At 66.4% G+C, this 15,797-nt stretch carries 15 protein-coding genes; 11 read left to right on the forward strand and 4 right to left on the reverse strand.

The window, feature by feature from the left end:
• The first annotated feature begins 87 nt into the window (after positions 1-87).
• The 7 genes from M0208_RS17930 (at position 88) to hslU (ending at position 6,495) form a co-directional block, all read left to right on the forward strand.
• On the forward strand, positions 88-1,062 hold the full coding sequence (locus M0208_RS17930; RefSeq protein WP_258893027.1) for an NAD-dependent epimerase/dehydratase family protein: 975 nt from the start codon (positions 88-90) through the stop codon (positions 1,060-1,062).
• Between the two features lie 65 nt (positions 1,063-1,127).
• Complete coding sequence (locus M0208_RS17935) at positions 1,128-2,363, forward strand: DegT/DnrJ/EryC1/StrS aminotransferase family protein (RefSeq protein WP_258893028.1); 1,236 nt, start codon at positions 1,128-1,130, stop codon at positions 2,361-2,363.
• Between the two features lie 55 nt (positions 2,364-2,418).
• Positions 2,419-2,955 (forward strand): glycoside hydrolase family 108 protein, encoded by a 537-nt coding sequence (locus M0208_RS17940; RefSeq protein ID WP_258893029.1) that lies wholly within the window; start codon positions 2,419-2,421, stop codon positions 2,953-2,955.
• Positions 2,956-2,996: 41 nt separating this feature from the next.
• Positions 2,997-3,404, forward strand: a complete 408-nt coding sequence (locus tag M0208_RS17945) for a holin family protein (RefSeq protein WP_258893030.1) — start codon at positions 2,997-2,999, stop codon at positions 3,402-3,404.
• A gap of 160 nt (positions 3,405-3,564) precedes the next feature.
• Positions 3,565-4,128 carry an ATP-dependent protease subunit HslV gene (gene hslV, locus M0208_RS17950; protein WP_309547024.1) on the forward strand — a complete coding sequence of 188 codons (564 nt, stop codon included), beginning with the start codon at positions 3,565-3,567 and terminating at the stop codon, positions 4,126-4,128.
• 10 nt (positions 4,129-4,138) lie between these two features.
• Positions 4,139-5,203 (forward strand): aldo/keto reductase, encoded by a 1,065-nt coding sequence (locus M0208_RS17955; RefSeq protein ID WP_258893031.1) that lies wholly within the window; start codon positions 4,139-4,141, stop codon positions 5,201-5,203.
• Positions 5,200-6,495, forward strand: a complete 1,296-nt coding sequence (gene hslU, locus M0208_RS17960; protein ID WP_258893032.1) for an ATP-dependent protease ATPase subunit HslU — start codon at positions 5,200-5,202, stop codon at positions 6,493-6,495. Before M0208_RS17955 ends, hslU begins: the two co-directional genes overlap by 4 nt.
• 100 nt (positions 6,496-6,595) lie before the next feature.
• Here the strand turns inward: hslU and pgeF are convergent, their stop codons facing one another.
• The 4 genes from pgeF to lgt all read right to left on the reverse strand — a co-directional run bounded on the left by pgeF (position 6,596) and on the right by lgt (position 9,778).
• The gene (gene pgeF, locus M0208_RS17965) at positions 6,596-7,363 is read right to left on the reverse strand and encodes a peptidoglycan editing factor PgeF (protein WP_258893033.1); all 768 of its coding nucleotides are present in this window, start codon (positions 7,361-7,363) and stop codon (positions 6,596-6,598) included.
• The gene (locus M0208_RS17970) at positions 7,360-7,872 is read right to left on the reverse strand and encodes a GNAT family N-acetyltransferase (RefSeq protein ID WP_258893034.1); all 513 of its coding nucleotides are present in this window, start codon (positions 7,870-7,872) and stop codon (positions 7,360-7,362) included. Before M0208_RS17970 ends, pgeF begins: the two co-directional genes overlap by 4 nt.
• Positions 7,869-8,822 (reverse strand): class I SAM-dependent methyltransferase, encoded by a 954-nt coding sequence (locus tag M0208_RS17975; RefSeq protein WP_258893306.1) that lies wholly within the window; start codon positions 8,820-8,822, stop codon positions 7,869-7,871. The genes M0208_RS17970 and M0208_RS17975 overlap by 4 nt, the downstream gene beginning before the upstream one ends.
• A gap of 86 nt (positions 8,823-8,908) precedes the next feature.
• Positions 8,909-9,778, reverse strand: coding sequence for a prolipoprotein diacylglyceryl transferase (gene lgt / locus M0208_RS17980; protein WP_258893035.1), 870 nt, complete (start codon positions 9,776-9,778; stop codon positions 8,909-8,911).
• Between the two features lie 65 nt (positions 9,779-9,843).
• Between lgt and M0208_RS17985 the strand changes: the two genes are divergently transcribed.
• The 4 genes from M0208_RS17985 to phbB all read left to right on the forward strand — a co-directional run bounded on the left by M0208_RS17985 (position 9,844) and on the right by phbB (position 15,671).
• On the forward strand, positions 9,844-11,541 hold the full coding sequence (locus M0208_RS17985; RefSeq protein WP_258893036.1) for a class I adenylate-forming enzyme family protein: 1,698 nt from the start codon (positions 9,844-9,846) through the stop codon (positions 11,539-11,541).
• Positions 11,542-11,696: 155 nt separating this feature from the next.
• Complete coding sequence (locus M0208_RS17990) at positions 11,697-13,916, forward strand: xanthine dehydrogenase family protein molybdopterin-binding subunit (RefSeq protein ID WP_258893037.1); 2,220 nt, start codon at positions 11,697-11,699, stop codon at positions 13,914-13,916.
• Positions 13,913-14,917, forward strand: coding sequence for a ferrochelatase (gene hemH / locus M0208_RS17995; RefSeq protein WP_258893038.1), 1,005 nt, complete (start codon positions 13,913-13,915; stop codon positions 14,915-14,917). Before M0208_RS17990 ends, hemH begins: the two co-directional genes overlap by 4 nt.
• A gap of 31 nt (positions 14,918-14,948) precedes the next feature.
• Positions 14,949-15,671 (forward strand): acetoacetyl-CoA reductase, encoded by a 723-nt coding sequence (gene phbB, locus M0208_RS18000; protein WP_258893039.1) that lies wholly within the window; start codon positions 14,949-14,951, stop codon positions 15,669-15,671.
• Positions 15,672-15,797 lie beyond the last annotated feature (126 nt).

A 15,797-nucleotide genomic window follows, 5' to 3' on the forward strand; every position in this document is an offset into this window, starting at 1 on the left:
GACGTGATCGCGCTTGATCCGCACGCCGCCCTAGGCGACAGGACGCCGCGTCCGGTGCGGCGGGCGATCGGCAAAGGGAATCGAACTTTGGCATATCTGGTCACCGGCGTGGCGGGCTTCATCGGGATGCACGTCGCCGCGCGGCTGCTCGCGCGGGGTGAGACGGTGGTCGGGATCGACAACCTCAACGATTACTATGCCGTGCAGCTGAAGCACGACCGGCTGGCCGAATTGTCCGGCCACACCAACTTCACCTTCGCGCAGGTCGAGATCGCCGACGCTGCTGCCCTGAACGCCGCGCTTGCACCGCACAGGATAACCCATGTCATTCATCTCGCCGCGCAGGCCGGGGTGCGGTATTCGCTCATCAATCCGCACGCCTACATCCAGTCGAACGTCGTCGGGCAATTGAACCTGCTCGAACACGCGCGGCACAACGATGCGATCGTCTCGATGAGCTACGCCTCGTCCAGCTCGGTCTATGGCGGCAATACGAAGCTGCCGTTCGCAGAAGGGGACCGCGTCGATTCGCCCGTCTCGCTCTATGCCGCCACCAAGAAGACCGACGAGCTGATGGGCCATACCTATGCCCATCTCTACCGCATCCCGCTGATCGGTCTGCGCTTCTTCACCGTATATGGTCCCTGGGGCCGTCCCGACATGGCGCTGTGGCTGTTCACGAAGGCGATCCTGGCGGGGGAACCGATCGCGGTGTTCAACCACGGCGATATGCAGCGCGACTTCACCTATATCGACGATATCGTGACGGGCGTGATCGCCGCCACCGACGCCCCGCCGCAGGATAACGGTACACCGCCGCACCGCGTCTACAACATCGGCAACAACAACCCTGAACCATTGCTGCGCATGATCGACGTGCTGGAGGACGCGATCGGGACGAAGGCGGTCCGCCGTCTCGAGCCGATGCAGCCCGGCGACGTGCCCGCGACCTACGCCGACATCACCGCCATCGCGCGCGATCACGGCTTTGCGCCGACCACGCCGATCGAAACCGGTATCCCGCGTTTCGTCGACTGGTATCGCGGTTATCACAAGGTCTGAGCTTACCGGATTGTAAGCCTTCTTTCGTAATCCCGCTCGTTCGAACGAGATGGGATGACGGCCGCGTGAAGATCGATACCGCGATTCCGCAATCGAAGGGCAAGCGCCGATCGGCGCAGCACCCGTTCGATGGCGTCGCCGGCAGCAATGTCGTCCCGATCATCCCCGCGACTCAGCCGTTCCCGATGGCGATCCCGTTCCTACGCCCGCAAGTGGTGCCGGTCGAAGCATGGACGCCGTTCCTAGTGCGATCCTACGACGCCGCCTTTTTCACCAACCGCGGCCCGCTCGAAACATCGTTCTCCGCCGCCTGCGCCGATCGTTATGCCGCGCCCGGCTACGCCTGCGTCACCGCCACCAACGCGACCGCCGGGCTGACCGCGGCGCTGCTGGCACTACCGTGGCCCGCCGGACGACAGCCGTGCGCGATCATCCCCGCCTTCACCTTCCCCGCGACGCTGCATGCGGTGCTTCACGCCGGGTGGCGCGCGATCCTGTGCGATGCCGATCCGGTGAAGTGGGAGATGGATGTAAAGCACCTCGAACGACTGCTCGCCGCGGGCGACATCGACGCGGTGATGCCGGTGCGCAGCTTCGGTTTCGTGCGCGACCTCTCCCCGATAATTGATCTCGCGACACGCCACGGCGCACGCGTCGTGATCGACGGCGCGGCGGCGTTTGGCAATTCCGCACGACGGATCGGATCGGCGGCAGGAGAGATCGAGGTCGCCTCGCTCCATGCCACCAAAACTTTCGCGATCGGGGAGGGCGGCCTGGTCTTCGCCCCCGCCGACATGGCCGATGCGATGCGTCGCATCAGCAATTTCGGGATCGAATCACCCCACCATTTCGGTGACGGCGGCAACATGAAGCTCGATGATTTCCGCGCCGCGATCGGGCTCGCCACCCTGGACCGGATCGACGCGGTGGTCGACGAACGTACCGCGCTGGCGGAGGAATATGCCGCGCTGCTCGCGGGGCGTGGATCGATCGCGACGATCGCGCACGATGTCGGCCCGACGCCGTGGCAATGTTTCCCCGCGCGATTCGCCGACGCTGCAACGTGTACGCGCGCGTTCGATCAGTTCGCGGCGCGCGGCATCGCGACACGCCGCTATTATGCCCCTGCGCTGGCCAGCGGCTATCGTGGCAGCCAGTCGGTATGGTTCGATCCTGCACAGACACCTGTTGCCGAACGCCTTGCGACCGAGATGCTGTGCCTGCCGATCTGGATCGGGATGTCGGCCGCCGAGCGCGACTACACCCTCGGTTCGGTCTCGAACGTGCTCGCCACGCTGTAGAACTTTCCTACACGAACCATATTGGTTATGCATGTTCTTTTCTGGGGGAGCATGCATGATCGACGAACTCATCGACGCCGTGATCGATCGCGAAGGCGGCTACAGCGACCATCCGGCCGATCGTGGCGGCGCAACCCGGTTCGGCATCACCGAAAGCGTCGCGCGGGCAGAAGGCTATTCCGGCCTGATGCGCCATTTCGCGCGGCCTGCCGCTGCCGCCATCTATCGCCGGTTATACTGGGATCGTCCCGGCTTCGATCGCGTCGCGGCACGCGCCCCGACGATCGCCGCCGAACTGTTCGATACCGGCGTCAACATGGGACCGGCGGTTGCGACTGCGTTCCTGCAACGCGCACTGAACGCGCTCAACCGCGGCGCGAGCGACTATCCCGATATCTTGCTGGACGGGCGCATCGGTCAGCAAACGCTCGCCGCACTCGATCGCTTCCTCGCGCTTCGCAAAGCAGCGGGGGAGGGCGTGTTGCTGAAGGCGATCGAGGCGCTGCAGGGCGAACGTTATCTGTCGCTCGCCGAAAGCCGCCCCGCCAACGAAGCCTTCCTGTACGGTTGGCTCGCGAACCGTATCGGCTAATCCTAGGCCTAACCTTAGACTGACTTTCCGGGAGAGCGGACATGGGAATCATCGACGGAATCATCGGCCCCGTGGCGGGCATCATCGACAAGATAATCCCCGATCCGAAGGCGCGCGACGCAGCCAAGCTGGAACTGCTCCGGCTGGAGGGCACGCAGGATCTGGAGCGCGCCAAGGCGCAGATGGCCGCGGTCTTGGCCGAGGCGGGATCGCCCGACCCGTGGACCAGCCGCGCGCGCCCCAGCTTCCTCTACGTAATGTACGCGCTGTTGCTGTGGTCGATCCCGATGGGCCTGATCGCCGCGGTCCGACCCGAAATGGCGGCGGCGATCGGCAACGGCATGAACGCGTATCTGAACGGCATCCCCGAACCGCTCTACGCGCTCTTCGGCACCGGCTACCTCGGCTACACCGTCGCCCGCGAATGGGGGAAGGGGCGGGTGAAGTAGCTTAATTCCTCCCCGGAACGGGGAGGGGAACCAGCGGAGCTGGTGGAGGGGCAGCCCCAAGCGATGGTCCTGCTTGGCCGTCCCTCCGTCTCGCTTCGCGAGCCACCTCAGCGTGCCGGGGAGGATTGCGCGCCTCCCTATCATCCCTACATCGCGCCGCATGAGTGACGACAACAGAATGCCCGTCTGGCACGGGACGACGATCCTTTCGGTCAGACGCAATGGAAAGGTCGTGGTGGCGGGTGACGGTCAGGTTTCTATGGGCCAGACCGTGATGAAGCCCAACGCCCGCAAGGTCCGCACTGTCGGCACGGACGCAAAGGTCATCGGCGGGTTCGCAGGCGCGACCGCCGACGCCTTCACCCTCTTCGAACGGCTCGAATCAAAGCTCGAACGCCATCAGGGCCAACTGATGCGCGCCGCGGTCGAACTCGCCAAGGACTGGCGCACCGATAAATACCTGCGCAATCTCGAGGCGATGATGATCGTCGCCGACAAGGACGTGACGCTGATTCTGACCGGCAACGGCGACGTGCTGGAACCAGAAGCCGGCATCGCCGCGATCGGCTCCGGCGGCAATTACGCGCTCGCTGCGGCGCGAGCGCTGGACGACTACGAAAAGGATGCGGAGGCCATCTGCCGCAAGGCGATGCATATCGCGTCCGAACTGTGCGTGTACACCAACGACCGTCTCGTGATCGAAACCCTCGACAGCGCGACCTGAAGGAAAAACCATGCTCTATTCCAAGCTCGGCACAAGCGGGCTGATCGTCTCGCGCCTGTCGCTTGGTACGATGACCTTCGGCGCAGGCAGCGGCAACGCCGCGATCGCCCGGACGCGGGAAGCCGATGCCGCCGCGATCGTCGACCGCGCGCTGGATGCCGGGATCAACTTCATCGACACCGCCGACGTTTATGCGGGGGGCGAGAGCGAGGAGATCGTCGGCCGTATCCTTGGCAAGCGCCGTGACGACGTGGTGCTGGCGACCAAGGCTGGCTGGCGCACCGGCGCGCCGCTCAACCGTTCCGGACTGTCAGCGGCGCATCTCCATTGGTCGATCGACCAGAGCCTGAAGCGGCTCGGCACGACCCACGTCGACGTTTACATCGCGCACCGCGACGACGCGCATACGCCGCTGGAGGAGACGCTGCAGTCGCTCGACGCGATCGTGAGGGCAGGCAAGGCGCGCTACCTCGGCGTGTCGAACTGGTCGGCCTGGAAGGTTGCGGCGGCGATGGAATTGCAGCGCGCCAACGGCTGGGCGCCGTTCACGCATATTCAGATGATGTATTCCTTGCTCGGCCGCGGAGTCGAGCATGAGGTGCTGCGGCTCGCCGCGCATTACGGCCTCGGCTACACCGCATGGAGCCCGCTTGCGGGTGGCTTCCTGTCGGGCAAATACACCCGCGAGAATCTCGCCGACCCGGACAATCGCCTGTCGGGCTTCGACATGATCCCGTTCGACAAGGACATGGGCTTCGTTCTGGTCGAAACGATGCGCGAGATCGCCGCCGCGCATGACGCCAGCGTGGCGCAGGTCGCGCTCGCCTGGCTGCTGTCGAAACCACAAGTGTCGAGCGTGTTGATCGGCGCATCGAAGCTGTCGCAACTCGACGACAATATCGCTGCCGCCAACCTCGTCCTGACCACCGACGAGCTGGCGACGCTCGACAAGGCGACCGCGCCCGCGGCGGACTTCGTGTCCGGCGTCACCCTCGTGCCCGATGGCCCGATCGTCGCCGCGCTCGCCGCGCGTCTCGGCGAAAACCCGAATTTGAAAGAAGCCGCCGTCGTATGAATGACGCTCTCACCCCCAAGGCGATCGTCGCTGCGCTCGACGAACACATCATCGGTCAGCGCGACGCGAAGAAGGCGGTTGCGGTCGCGATGCGCAACCGCTGGCGGCGGCAGCAGCTTTCGGCCGATCTGCGTGACGAGGTGACGCCGAAGAACATCCTGATGATCGGGCCGACCGGCTGCGGCAAGACCGAAATCAGCCGCCGCCTGGCCAAGCTGGCCGATGCGCCGTTCGTGAAGGTGGAGGCGACCAAGTTCACCGAGGTCGGCTATGTCGGCCGCGACGTCGAACAGATCGCGCGCGACCTGGTCGAGGAGGCGATCCGGCTGGAACGCGAACGCCGCCGCGTCGCGGTGAAGGACAAGGCCGAGGACGCTGCGATGGCGCGCTTGCTGGACGCTTTGGTGGGCAAGGATTCGAGCCAGGCCACGCGCGAAAGCTTCAAGCAGCGGTTCGCCGACGGCCACCTCGACAAGACCGAGATCGAGCTGGACCTGCAGCAGGTGCCGCAAATGCCGTTCGACGTTCCCGGGGGCGCGCCGCAGGTCATCAATCTGGGCGAGATGATGAAGGCGTTCGGCGGTGGCGGGCAGGCGAAGCGACGCAAGATACTCGTGCCGTCCGCGTGGGAGAAACTGGTCGAGGAAGAGGCCGACAAGCGCCTCGACCAGGACGAGGTCAGCCGCGTTGCGCTGGCCGATGCGGAGGCGAACGGCATCGTCTTCCTCGATGAAATCGACAAGATCGCGGTGTCGGACGTGCGCGGCGGGTCGGTCAGCCGCGAGGGCGTACAGCGCGATCTGCTCCCGCTGATCGAGGGCACGACGGTCGCGACCAAATACGGGCCGATGAAGACCGACCATATCCTCTTCATCGCCAGCGGCGCGTTTCACGTCGCGAAACCCAGCGACCTGCTCCCCGAACTGCAGGGCCGCCTGCCGATCCGCGTCGAGCTGAAAGGCCTGACCGAGGACGATTTCGTCGCGATCCTGTCCGACACGAAGGCCTCGCTTCCCGCGCAGTACAAGGCGCTCATCGCGACCGAGGGCGTGACCGTCGACTTCACCGAAGGCGGCATCCGCGCGGTGGCGAAGATCGCCGCCGAGGTGAATGCCGAAATCGAGAATATCGGCGCGCGGCGGCTGCAGACGGTGATGGAGAAACTGCTCGAGGAGGTCAGCTTCGACGCCGAGGATCGCGCGGGCAGCGCGCTCGTGGTCGACGCGGCCTATGTCGACAAACAGCTCGCCAGCATCGCGCGCAACACCGACCTGAGCCGCTTCGTGCTGTGAGCGGTCGGACTTCCGCCTGCTCCGTTCGTGCTGAGCGTAGTTGAAGCACATGAGTCCCATGCCCTTCGGCTTCGCTCAGAGCGAACGGAGGGCTGTTGGACTAGTCCGCAATCCCGATGATCGATATCTGCCGCCCGTAACTCGGCTCGCCGCGGTGCGTCGCGCGTCGGTAGCTGAAGAAGCGGTCGGCATCGGCATAGGTGTCCAGCCCCAGCATCTCGACCCGCGTCACCCCCGCCGCGGCCAACCGGTGTGCGACATAAGCCTCCAGGTCGAACTGCGCGTGCCCGTCGCGCGCGTCGGCGAAGAAGCGGTCGTTCTCGGCGTCGGCCTCGGCGAACCGCCGGCGGAACGCGTCGTCGACCTCGTAAGAGGCGCGCGCGATGCACGGCCCGACCGCCGCCACGATCCGCTCCCGCTTCGCACCCAGTCCCTCCATCGCCAGGATCGTGGTGTCGGTGACCCCCGCGATCGCGCCCTTCCACCCCGCATGCGCCGCCCCGACCACACCCGCCTCGCGGTCGGCCAGCAACACCGGCGCGCAATCCGCGGTCAGGATGCCGAGCGCGAAACCGGGCCGGTCGGTCACAAGCGCATCGGCATGCGGTCTCAATCGTTCCTCGAACGGCGACAGCACCGTGACGCAATCCGCCGAATGGACTTGATACGCGGTGACGAGCCGCGCACCGGGCAGCACCGCATTGGTCGCGCGTGCCCGATTCTCAGCCACCGCAGCCGCGTCGTCATCCGATCCGGTGCCGACGTTCAGCCCGTGATACACGCCGCCCGACACCCCGCCGCGCCGCCCGAGAAAGCCGTGCGCCACGCCGTCCAGCGCGGCGCCGCGGATCGCCTCGACGTCGTTCACAACGCCAGCCGCATGATCAGGTCGCGGTCGATTTGCGTGCCCGTCGGGAACGCATAATCGCCGACGTGAACGAAGCCGCGCTTCTCATAAAATCGCCGTGCGCGGGCGTTCTCCTCCCAGACGGTCAGCACGAGCGCCGTTGCCCCGCGTTCACGCGCGGTATCGGTCGTCCAGCGCATCAAAACGTCGGCAATACCGTGGCCGTGCCAGTCCGAGGCCACGTATAGCTGGTTCAGTTGCAAGGCATCTACCGCGAGCGCTGGGTCGACGAAGGGGTTGGTAAGCTTCGCGTATCCGATGATGTGATCGTCGTCGCACGCGAGCTGAAACGTCACCGCCGGATCGGCAAGATCGCGGATCAGCCTGCCGTCGGGACCGTAGGATTCGCCGAGATACGCCGCGATGTCCTCGGGCGGGGCGGAATGACCGAACGTCTCGATCCAGATCGCGAGCGCCATCGAATCGAGTTCTGGACCGTCGTCGATCGTCGCGCGGCGGTAATGGATCATGCGAACCCCGCCGGTTGCGGCCAGTCTGGATGAATGAGCGCCATCGTCCTGAATAACACTCCCATATCGTCGACCAGACGCGCGCGATCCGTCTCGACGTCCGGCTTGCGCTGCGAAAGCGCCGCCGCCCGCGTGTCGATGCCGAGCGCGGTCAGGAACGCGCCTTGGCCGATCGGTCCGGCGACCTGCGCGCCGGATGTGCGTGCAGCGATACCGAGCGTCCCGAAATCGACGTGCGCGGTCAGATCCCGCTCGCCTGGTTCATCGAAGGGATTAGCATAGGAATGGGCCTTCACCGCCTGAAGCGTGTCGCCGACCGCCGGGCCTTCATAGCCGTAATCGATCACCAGCGCCGCGCCGCCCTGCGTCGCGATTCGCTGCGCCAGGTCGCGCACGATCGCGACCGCGGCGGGCGAGGTTTCGATGATCGCGCCCGGCGCCGCACCGCGCAGATGTTCGGGAATCACCTCGTCGGGGATCTGCTTTCCGGCGATCGGCAGGAACAACAGATCCTGACACGCCACCAGCCGCTCATGCCATGTCTCGCCGCGCCGGACGATCTGACGGATCGGCAGCGCGTCGAAGAATTCGTTCGCGACCACGATCAAAGGTCGATCATCATGCAGCGTGGACAAGTCCTCATGCCATGTCGCAGTCGGCACGCGTTCGGCCTGCGCCGCGCGCAGCGTCGGGCTGGTCTCGACGAAATGCACCTCGGGCGTCAGACCTGCGCTCGCCATCGCCCGTAACGCATCCGCGGCGAGCGTTCCGCGCCCCGGCCCCAGCTCGACCCATGCAACGTCGGGTCGTCCCGCGCGGTCCCACAAATCGGCGCACCACGCGCCGATCAACTCGCCGAACATCTGGCTGATCTCGGGCGCAGTCGTGAAGTCGCCGCCCGCGCCCAGCGGATCGCGCGTCGCATAGTAATGCGCGTTCGCCGCCGCCATGAACTGCGCGATCGGGATCGGCCCGCCCAGCGTGATCGCGCGGGCGAGGCGTTCGGCCAGCAGCGGCTCGACCGTCGCAGCCTCGCTCACGCGACGCTTTCGCCCCCGGCGATCGGTTCCACGCGCTGACGGCGGCGATTGGCAGTCGCGATCAGGAACGCGCCGCCCAGGATCATCGGGATGCACAGCAACTGCCCCATGTGGATCGTCGTCGCGAAGAACGTGCCCTGGAATTGCGAATCGGGTTCGCGGAAGAACTCCACGAAGAATCGCGCGCAGCCGTATCCGACCAGGAAGATGCCGACGAGCTTGCCCGGAGCATACCGCGCCTTCGTCCGCCAGAAGAAGAACCACAGGATCGCGAACAGCGCGATCCCCTCCAGCCCCGCCTCGTACAGCTGGCTCGGATGCCGCGCGACCTCGCCGCCGCCGCGTTCGAACACGATCGCCCACGGCACATCGGCGGGCTTGCCCCACAATTCGCCGTTCACGAAATTCGCGAGCCGCCCGAAAAACAGCCCGAACGGCACGACGCACGCGACATAATCGTGGATGCGCAGCCACTGCAGCCCGTTCTTACGCGCGAACAGAATGATCGCCAGCGACACACCAATGACGCCGCCGTGGAACGACATCCCGCCATCCCACAGCCGCAGGATGCGCAACGGGCTGGTCAGCATATCGGGCGCGTAGAACAGCACGTAGCCGATGCGCCCGCCGAGGATGATGCCGAGCGTTGCATAGAACACCAGATCGTCGGCATGACGCCGCGCCATCGGCGCGCCCGGCTGTTCCAGCAGCTTCAGCAGATACCACCAGCCGACGACAATCCCGGCGATGTACGCCAGGCTGTACCAGCGCAGCGTGAAGAAGCCGACCGAGAAGACATCGGGATGCAGCCCGAGGTCGCTGAAGCGGATGTGGCCGGCAGATGCGGCGAGAGCAGGCAGGATCAAGGCTTTCCCCCAGGGTTCGGCGCTTGCATAAAGGGGTCAAACGACAAGACCAAGCGGAGAGACGCATGAAGACCGAACTCGACCTGAAGATGGACGCGACGCTGGCCGCGCTGACGGCCGAGGACGGACAGCTCGCGCTGGGATCGGTCGAGCGGTTCGGGGTGAGTTTGCCGGTCATCGCTGCCGCGCCGCCGACGCTTCCGGCGTATTTCGCGCATTTCGCCGCGCAGCATGGTGGCGCCGAATTTCTGGTCGCAGGCGACGAGCGGCTGACCTTTGCCGACGTGTACGCCGCCGCGCAGCAGGTCGCGGGCGCGCTGGTCGCCGGACACGGGGTTAAGCGGGGCGACCGCGTCGGAATCGCGGCGCGCAATTCACCGACGTGGATCGTGCTGTATATGGGCGTCCTGATGGCAGGCGGTGTCGCGACCCTGCTCAACGGCTGGTGGCAATCGGACGAGCTGCGCGCGGCGATCGAGGATGTCGATTGCAGCCTGGTCTTCGCCGATCAGCCACGCGTCCGGCGGCTGGCCGCAATCGACGGGCTGGCGACGCCGGTGATCGAATTCGACGACCTGCAACCGCTGGCGACCGCCATCGCCCCGATCCTGGCCAAGGGCACGGGCGACGCGCTGCCCGACCTCACGCCGGACGATCACGCGACGATCCTGTTCACGTCGGGCTCGACCGGCCAGTCGAAGGGCGCGCTGTCGACGCACCGGCAGGTTACGCAGGGCGTATTCAACTATCTCGGCTCGGCGATCATGATGATGACGATCGCGGCGCAGGACGGAATTACCAGCGACCTGCAACCCGCGACGTTGCTCAACGTGCCCTTGTTTCACGTCACCGCCGAAGTGCCCGTGATGCTGCAAAGCTTCGCGATGGGGCGCAAGCTGGTGCTGATGCCGAAATGGGATGCCGAGGAGGCGATGCGGCTGATCGAGCGGGAGAAGATCACTTATTTCGTCGGCGTGCCGCTGATGAGCTTCGAAATCCTGACCCACCCAAACCGCAGCAAATACGACCTGTCGACCGTCACCGACATCGCCGCGGGCGGCGCGCCGCGGCCGGTGGAGCACGTCCGCCGCATTGACGAGGAAATGGAGGGCGCGCCGCTGATCGGTTACGGCCTGACCGAGACGAACGGCGTCGGCACGGGCAATTGGCGCAGCAACTATCTCGCCAAGCCAAATTCCGCCGGTCGCCCGTCGCTGCCATTGGTCGATCTCGCGATCCTGAACGACGCGGGCCAGCCGCTGCCGCAGGGCGAGCGCGGCGAAGTGTGCATCCGCTCGGTCTGCAACTTCCAGCAATATTGGAACAACCCTCAGGCTACCGCCGCCGCCTATACCGACGATGGCTATTTCCGCACCGGCGACATCGGCTATCTCGATGCGGAGGGCTATCTGTTCATCGTCGATCGGAAAAAGGACATCATCATCCGCGGCGGCGAGAATATCAGCTGTCAGGAGGTTGAGGCGGCGCTGTACGAGAACCCCGGCGTCGCGGAGGCGGCGGTGTTCGGCCTGGCTGACGAAAAGTTCGGCGAAGTGCCCGGCGCGGTGGTGCATCTGAGCGAGGCCGGGGCGCTGGAAGTCGAGGATCTGACGCAATTCCTCCACACCCGGATTGCGGCGTTCAAGGTGCCGCACCGCATCTGGATCGCGACCGATCCCTTGCCGCGGCTGGGGACGGAGAAGATCGACAAGGTCAGTCTGCGCAAGACCTACCGCGAACTTGCCGCGACCGAGGCGGCGTAAGCCTGCCCATTGGCAAAGCGCGTCATTCCCATTTCCGTTCGTGCTGAGTAGAGGCTGAGCTTGTCGAAGCCTCGTATCGAAGCACTTGTCCTTCGATACGCCATTTCGACTTCGCTCAATGGCTACTCAGGACGAACGGAAAGGGTCTGGCCGCAATGACAGCCCTGACCAGACGCAAGTTGCTCGTCGCCGGGGGCGCAGGCGTGGGGCTGATCGTCGCGTGGGCAGTGTGGCCGCGCGACTACGCCCCGAACCTTACCGCCGCCAAGGGCGAAACCGTGTTCGGTGCGTGGCTGAAGATCGCGTCCGACGGCCGGATCACCGTCGCGGTGCCGCAGGCGGAGCACGGGCAAGGGGTGTGGACGACGCTGCCGCAGATCGTCGCCGACGAACTCGGGGCGGACTGGCGGACGGTTGGCGTGGAGGCCGCGCCGCTCAATCCGCTCTACGCCAATCCGCTGGCCGCCGGCACATTGTTCGCTGGCGTCTTCGATCACGTACCCGAAGCGATCCGGCGCGAGCACGCGACGCGGTCCGGTTTGATGCTGACCGGCGGGTCGACGTCGGTACGGATGTTCGAAACGCCATTGCGCGAGGCGGGGGCGGCGGCGCGCATCCTGTTGTGCAAGGTCGCGGCGGCGCGCTGGGGGGTCGACTGGCAGACGTGCGACACCGCCGACGGCTTCGTCGTCAACGGCGATCGCAAGCTTCGCTTCGGCGATCTGGCGGTCGAGGCTGCGGGGGGCGAGGTGCCCGACGAACTGACGCTGCGCATCGGCGACGAGGGACGGTTGTCGGGTGAATCGCTGCCACGGCTCGACGCCCCCGCCAAGGTCGATGGGTCGGCGAACTTCGCCGCCGACGTGCGCCTGCCCGACATGGTCTTCGCCAGCGTCCGGCAGGGGCCGATCGGCGACAGCCGGCTGATGCGCGTCGACAAGGCGGCGGCGGATCGTGTGCGCGGCGTTCTGTCAGTCGTGGAAAATCCGCGCTGGGTCGCCGCCGTCGCGAACAATTGGTGGGCGGCGAACCGTGCACTCGACGCGCTCGCGCCGCGCTTCGAAACGCGCGGGAATGTGATCGACGACGCTTCGATCGAGGCCGCGCTGGACGCCGCGCTCGACGGCCCCGGCACGCGCGTCGCGGCGGTCGGCGATCTGTCGGCGGCGTTCCGCGGCGCGCGTGTCATCACCGCCGAATACCGCACCGGGCTAGGCGTTCATGCCGCGATCGAGACGCCGAGCGCGGCGGCATGGTGGCACGGCGATCGTCTCGAACTGTGGGCGCCGACGCAAGCGCCCGGTCTCCTGCGTGCTTCGGCAGCCGCCGCGATCGGCGTCGGCGAAGCGGCGGTGACGGTCCATCCCATGCTGATCGGCGGATCGTTCGGCGCGGCGCTGGAGCATGACGCCGCGGTGCAGGCGGCGATCATCGCGGTCGCGATCAAGCGCCCCGTATCGCTCGCCTGGTCGCGCGCCGAAGCGACGATGAACGACCGTTTCCGCGCGCCTGCAAAGGCCCGCATGACCGCGCGGCTCGCGTCCAACGGCGCAATCCTCGGGTGGCAAACGAAGATCGCGACGCCCGGCACCGGCCGCGATCTCGCCGCCCGGCTGATGCCGCACGATCCGCTCGCGCGCGCCGCGTTGAAACTGCCCGCCGGTGGAGACGGCTATGCGATGGCGGGCGCGACGCCGGTCTATCGGCTCCCGGCCTATGCGATCGACCACCACCCGGCCGAGATCGGCGTGCCGACCGGGCATCTGCGCGGCGGCGCGCACGGCTACACCGCATTCTTCACCGAATGCTTCATCGACGAACTGGCGCACGCCGCGGGAACCGAGGCGATGTCGTTCCGCATCGGGATGCTCGGCGGCGACGCGCGACTCGCGCGTTGCCTGTCGACCGCGGCGTCGCTCGGCGGATGGGATGGCGGCGTGGCGGGCAGCGGGCAGGGGATCGCGTGCCACACGCTCGCGGGCAGCTATATCGCGGTGTTGGCGGAGGCGCATTTCGACGATGGCGGACGCCCGCGCGTCGACCGCATCGTCGCCGCGGTCGATTGCGGGCGGCAGATCAATCCCGACGTGGTGCGTCAGCAGATCGAGGGCGGGCTGATCTTCGGCATGGCGATGGCGACTGGTGCCGCGACCGGCGTGACACGCAATCTGGCCGACGCGCGCACCTTCGGCGACCTGCGCCTGCCGCGCCTGTCCGATACGCCCGACATCATCGTCGAACTGGTGCCGAGCGCCGCCGATCCCGGCGGCGTCAGCGATCTTGGCATGGCCGCGGTTGCGCCCGCGATCGCCAACGCGTTGCGCGCGGCAACGGGTGTTCGCTTGCGCAACCTGCCGCTAAGCGCAGGCGGATGATCCCCACCGGCCATCCGGCGATTCTCCCGCGCAAGGTCGGCGTGCTGCTGATCAACCTCGGCACACCCGACGCGCCCGATCCTGCCTCGGTCAAACGCTATCTCGGCGAATTCCTGTCCGATCGTCGCGTCGTCGAACTGCCGCCGATCATCTGGCAACCGGTGCTGCGCGGGCTGGTGCTGAACACGCGGCCGAAGAAATCCGCCGCCGCCTATGCCGAAGTCTGGCGGCCCGACGGATCGCCGCTCGCCGCGATCACCAAGGCGCAGAACGCCGCGCTGCAGGGCGCGTTCGGAGACGACGTGCTGGTCGACTGGGCGATGCGCTACGGCACGCCGTCGATCCCCGACCGGCTGACCGCGATGAAGGACGCAGGCTGCGACCGCATCCTGCTCGCCGCGCTTTATCCGCAATATTGCGCCGCGACGACCGCGACCGCGCATGACAAGGCGTTCGGCGTGCTGGCCGGCATGCGCTGGCAACCCGCGATCCGCACGCTGCCGCCGTATCACGACGATCCGCTTTATATCGATGCGCTGAAGCAGGACATCGAAGCCAATCTCGCGGGCCTGGATTTCACGCCCGACGCGATCGTCACCAGCTTCCACGGCATGCCGCAGCGCACGCTGGCGCTGGGCGACCCGTATCATTGCCAGTGCCAGAAGACCGCGCGGTTGCTGGGGGAGGCGATGGGGCGGCCGATGACGATCAGCTTCCAGTCGCGTTTCGGCCCCGCCAAATGGCTCGAACCCGCGACCGACGAGACGCTGAAGGGTTTGCCCGCGCAGGGTGTGAAGAACGTCGTCGTCGTCGCGCCGGGCTTTTCCGCCGATTGCCTGGAGACGCTGGAGGAGGTCGCGATGCAGGGGCGCGATGCGTTCATCGAGTCCGGGGGCGATAGGTTCGCCTATCTCCCGTGCCTGAACGATGGCGCGCCCGGTATCAAAATGCTGCGCGGAATCATCGCGCGGGAACTTGCGGGCTGGGTATCGCTTCCTTAGCCTTAACGCAGATTAGAAACGGGAGAGGTTTATGGCACGCGTAGCGATCGTTACCGGAGGCACGCGCGGGATCGGCGAGGCGATCAGCGTCGCGCTGCAGGACTTGGGCATGACCGTCGCCGCCAATTATGCCGGCAATGACGAGCGTGCGCGGGATTTCACCGCCCGCACCGGAATCGCGGCGTACAAATGGGATGTGGGCGACTACGACGCCTGCCAGGCGGGCTGCGCACAGGTCGCCGATGAACTCGGGCCGGTCGACGTGGTCGTCAACAACGCCGGGATCACGCGCGATGGAACGATCCTGAAGATGACCTATCAGATGTGGAAAGAGGTGATGGACACCAACCTGGGCGGGTGTTTCAACATGGCCAAGGCGGTGTTCCCTGGCATGCGCGAACGCAAATGGGGCCGCATCGTCAACATCGGATCGATCAACGGGCAGGCCGGGCAATACGGCCAGGTCAACTACGCCGCCGCGAAATCAGGCATCCACGGCTTTACGAAGGCTCTGGCGCAGGAAGGCGCGCGTGCCGGGGTGACGGTCAACGCGATCGCGCCGGGTTATATCGACACCGACATGGTCGCAGCGGTTCCGGCCGATGTGTTGGAAAAGATCGTCGCGAAAATCCCGGTCGGTCGCTTGGGACAGGCTAACGAGATCGCGCGAGGGGTCGCGTTCCTTTGTTCGGAAGAGGGGGGATTCGTTACCGGCTCCACGCTCTCTATCAACGGCGGTCAGCATATGTACTGACGGGCCGAGGCGCGGCCACGCCTGCGCCGCTGCGCAAAGCGCGCGGCCCGGCACGGACGGCGGGTCGGCCAGTAGCCGAACCCGTCCGACGGCGGCTTTGCCGTCGTCCTCTTTCCCGCTAGGCCC

Origin of the sequence: Sphingomonas sp. SUN019 (assembly GCF_024758705.1) — a bacterium.
GTDB lineage: Bacteria > Pseudomonadota > Alphaproteobacteria > Sphingomonadales > Sphingomonadaceae > Sphingomonas.

What these genes read in the sequence shown, in the direction of transcription:
- M0208_RS17945 (WP_258893030.1), top strand. Translation starts at nt 2,997, where the DNA reads ATGGGAATCATCGACGGAATCATCGGCCCCGTGGCGGGCATCATCGAC.
- M0208_RS17940 (WP_258893029.1), top strand. Translation starts at nt 2,419, where the DNA reads ATGATCGACGAACTCATCGACGCCGTGATCGATCGCGAAGGCGGCTAC.
- hemH (WP_258893038.1), top strand. Translation starts at nt 13,913, where the DNA reads ATGATCCCCACCGGCCATCCGGCGATTCTCCCGCGCAAGGTCGGCGTG.
- M0208_RS17970 (WP_258893034.1), bottom strand. Translation starts at nt 7,872, where the DNA reads ATGATCCATTACCGCCGCGCGACGATCGACGACGGTCCAGAACTCGAT.
- hslV (WP_309547024.1), top strand. Translation starts at nt 3,565, where the DNA reads ATGAGTGACGACAACAGAATGCCCGTCTGGCACGGGACGACGATCCTT.
- phbB (WP_258893039.1), top strand. Translation starts at nt 14,949, where the DNA reads ATGGCACGCGTAGCGATCGTTACCGGAGGCACGCGCGGGATCGGCGAG.
- M0208_RS17955 (WP_258893031.1), top strand. Translation starts at nt 4,139, where the DNA reads ATGCTCTATTCCAAGCTCGGCACAAGCGGGCTGATCGTCTCGCGCCTG.
- M0208_RS17985 (WP_258893036.1), top strand. Translation starts at nt 9,844, where the DNA reads ATGAAGACCGAACTCGACCTGAAGATGGACGCGACGCTGGCCGCGCTG.
- M0208_RS17975 (WP_258893306.1), bottom strand. Translation starts at nt 8,822, where the DNA reads ATGGCGGCGGCGAACGCGCATTACTATGCGACGCGCGATCCGCTGGGC.
- hslU (WP_258893032.1), top strand. Translation starts at nt 5,200, where the DNA reads ATGAATGACGCTCTCACCCCCAAGGCGATCGTCGCTGCGCTCGACGAA.
- M0208_RS17990 (WP_258893037.1), top strand. Translation starts at nt 11,697, where the DNA reads ATGACAGCCCTGACCAGACGCAAGTTGCTCGTCGCCGGGGGCGCAGGC.